The organism is Microcystis sp. M53603_WE2 (genome assembly GCF_030065435.1).
Genome location: NZ_JASJFF010000645.1, coordinates 1 through 2,851, shown reverse-complemented (window position 1 = coordinate 2,851; position 2,851 = coordinate 1). Strand labels below are relative to the sequence as shown.

5 protein-coding genes are annotated in these 2,851 nt (G+C 43.4%); 1 reads left to right on the top strand and 4 read right to left on the bottom strand.

Going from position 1 to position 2,851, the window contains the following annotated elements; genetic code table 11:
* The 3 genes from PX481_RS13845 to PX481_RS13835 all read right to left on the bottom strand — a co-directional run.
* Positions 1-287: DUF4347 domain-containing protein (locus tag PX481_RS13845; RefSeq protein WP_288094772.1), on the bottom strand; the 287-nt coding region annotated here is incomplete at its 3' end.
* A 348-nt stretch (positions 288-635) separates the two neighbouring features.
* Positions 636-1,043 carry a type II toxin-antitoxin system VapC family toxin gene (locus tag PX481_RS13840; RefSeq protein ID WP_002761361.1) on the bottom strand — a complete coding sequence of 136 codons (408 nt, stop codon included), beginning with the start codon at positions 1,041-1,043 and terminating at the stop codon, positions 636-638.
* Positions 1,044-1,048: 5 nt separating this feature from the next.
* Positions 1,049-1,309 (bottom strand): hypothetical protein, encoded by a 261-nt coding sequence (locus PX481_RS13835; protein ID WP_002733873.1) that lies wholly within the window; start codon positions 1,307-1,309, stop codon positions 1,049-1,051.
* 184 nt (positions 1,310-1,493) lie between these two features.
* Between PX481_RS13835 and PX481_RS13830 the strand changes: the two genes are divergently transcribed.
* Complete coding sequence (locus PX481_RS13830) at positions 1,494-1,634, top strand: hypothetical protein (protein ID WP_216628906.1); 141 nt, start codon at positions 1,494-1,496, stop codon at positions 1,632-1,634.
* A gap of 88 nt (positions 1,635-1,722) precedes the next feature.
* On the opposite strand, the gene PX481_RS13825 is transcribed toward PX481_RS13830, so the two are convergent.
* The gene (locus PX481_RS13825; RefSeq protein WP_288025936.1) at positions 1,723-2,838 is read right to left on the bottom strand and encodes a TIGR03032 family protein; all 1,116 of its coding nucleotides are present in this window, start codon (positions 2,836-2,838) and stop codon (positions 1,723-1,725) included.
* Positions 2,839-2,851: the final 13 nt, after the last annotated feature.

Here is a 2,851-nt window from a genome sequence, read left to right as displayed (position 1 = left end):
TAATAGAGGTGAATGGTGGTAATCTGGGGATTTTGTTGTAAAAAAGCGGATATTTGTTCGATTCCGTCTTCGTTGGGAGAGAGAATAACCGTGGCGACTCCAGGGATTACCCCAGCTTGGAGACTTTGATAATCGGTAACACCAGCATCGAGGAAAACTACGGTAGCGGTTAAACGCTGATTTCTCGCACTATTCACCTGATTAGCTTGACTCAAGCCATCAGATTGAGCAAAATTGAACAAAACATCGTCAACAGCAGGAAAGCCCGGCAACAGGGTAGAAGTCATGACGTTAACTGCAAAAGATTAATGCGACTATTTTGTGCAAACAATCGCCAATTTTTCAAGGGGGATATAACAAAAATTTACAGAAAACGGGTTTCTTTAAGAAACCCGTTTTCTAAATAGTTTCTTTGAGAAACCCATTTGGCTCTTCTGGTTTCTGTGTGGAAACGAGGTCTATACTGATAGTTTCTTCGACAAAATAGTCCTAAAAGTGTTGCCCGATAAGCATTTCACGATTACATAAGCAAAAATTATCACACAAAGTCGAGAAGAGCCCCCATTTTCTCAGTTTCGTGGGTTGTTGCAAGATATGCAATCTGAACGACGTTCATAAATTGTATTTTTATTAGTTTATGGGACACAAACAATTCCTAATCCTGCCATTTGACGAATATGATCATCAAAAGCGAATACCTTAAATATTTGTAAACGATGAGCCATAACTAAAATAGAACAATCTGTGTAACTCCATTTTTTATCATTGTACTTACAGAAAGCTTCCCATATTGCCAGATCATCGCTATCTGACACATTGATATAACGATGATCTTCTCTTAGTATTTGACCCACTTGGATTGAGGCTCGACTAGATACCTTGCTCCGAATCCAAGTCACAGTTTCATCGAATACCGATTCCAGAATAATCCAATTATTATGAGGATTTTCTAAGTAATATTTTTGAGCGCTTTCGTGATGAGTTTCAGATTTGACAAAAAAGGCAATTAAAGCAGAAGTATCAACAATAATTTCTTTGTCCACAATTTTTAATAAATAATTTCATCGATGTTTTCAGCGTAGTTAGTTACAACTTGACCCCGATTATCTTGTCCGATAATATATTTAGGCTCAGGTTGGACAATTTCTAAACTTCCACAAAGTTCCCAAGTACGAGTCTTAGTAATATCTGGTAATTCAGCTTGAACATAATTTTCCAAAGCTTTGATAACAATCTCTTGAACCGAGGATTTTTGTTCTTGCAAACGAGATATTAATTCGTCGGGAATTTCGATCAATATTTGAGTCATTGATAAACCTTAGAGATTAACGTTGTTTTACTAACATTATAGCCTGTTTGTGAATTATAACCAAGAGACGCAAATGCAATTACCTGAATCAGTTACCAAAAGGCAACTGTTCACTGATTCAGGTGATTCGCCATAAGTCCAGAAAACGGGTTTCTGAAGATTGTCTCTCAATTACTCCCTCACAATGACAATTTTAGCGGGTCATGGCGAGAAGGCGATGGCCACAAGTCCAGAAAACGGGTTTCTTCAAGAAACCGGTTTTCTAGATATTGATTTTTGCCAAAGACTGCTTAAATTCTGCGAGAGAATTAGCAGTAGCTGCTAATTTTAGTAGCTCTTCTAAGATAGTAGGGTTAGTCATTTTAAGGAGTTGACATGATTTTTTCCTGAATAATAGGGTGAAAATTACAAAATTAAGCCCCTAAAGAAGGCACCATCCAGACGGATTGAGTGCCGTCGAGGTCGGTGTCTGGTCCAATCAGTGCCGGGTTGCGGTAGCCCGGCAGGACGGAGACGGCGAAAACCTCCTCCACGCCGCTATTGAACCAAAAAGTTGCCACCAGTTGACCGGTGGACAGGTTGACGATAGCCAACCCGCACCGCAATTGATTACGCCGCTCATCCAGGGGTAAACCGCCAAAAACCGCCGTTTCCCGCACTTGGGACAACCCGACAAAGGCGTGACCTTCCCAACAGTCTAAACCCCGGGTAAAACCGGGCAATTCGGCGATGATTTCCGTGCTGCCAGTTTGGGGATGCCAACGGTTCAAGGTTCCATAACCGGAATTGAGAAAATAGAGATTACCCTGGTAAAGACGGGGAGAATGGGGCATAGCTAAACCCCGCAAAATCACCTCTCCCCTCGGCACATCAATTAAGCATCCGCCCTGGGCCTTATTCTCTCGCCAGAGGCTTTCCTCGTTGGTTTCCCCCAATGCCGTTACATATACGGGAGTGCCGCTATTTTCAGCCATAGCCAAGCCATTGAGGTGGCAGCGGTCTCCGGGGACTAACTCGGTAATAAAGGGCGGTTTCCACTGGGGGAGAAAACTCCAATTTCCTTCGATGGTTGCCAGACAGTTAAATAGGGTATTGACCACCCAAAGGCGATTACTGCCAAAAGCCAAATCATGACCCATAATCGGACCGGTGAGGTGAGAAGAACGAGCTAAAAAGGCGATATCCTGTTCCCCTTCGGGTTTAATCTGGGGGGCAATCTCTCGATTAGCGGGTAAATTCCAAATTGCCTGACGAGCGCCCACAGCAATTCCGGTAGCGGTTCGGGTTAAACCCATTGCTTGGTCAAAATGGGCGAAACTCACCCGTATTTGTCCTTGATAAGTGCCAATGCTGGCCACTCGTCCCGCTTGGTAGGTGGAAATCAACACTGAGAGGTCAAGCTGGTTGAGTAATTCCGGCAGATTGAGGCTGTACTCATAATTGACCGGCACTGCTTGGCGCTGAGATGGACTCGCTGCTGGCTCTTGGGTATCTGAAAACTGGTTAGTCTTGGGCGGCAAGCTGTCCATAGAGTTTTTTTTG

Bases quoted from the DNA above. Each gene is read 5' to 3' on its own strand.
- PX481_RS13835 (WP_002733873.1), bottom strand. From the start codon at position 1,309: ATGACTCAAATATTGATCGAAATTCCCGACGAATTAATATCTCGTTTG.
- PX481_RS13830 (WP_216628906.1), top strand. From the start codon at position 1,494: ATGACAATTTTAGCGGGTCATGGCGAGAAGGCGATGGCCACAAGTCCA.
- PX481_RS13825 (WP_288025936.1), bottom strand. From the start codon at position 2,838: ATGGACAGCTTGCCGCCCAAGACTAACCAGTTTTCAGATACCCAAGAG.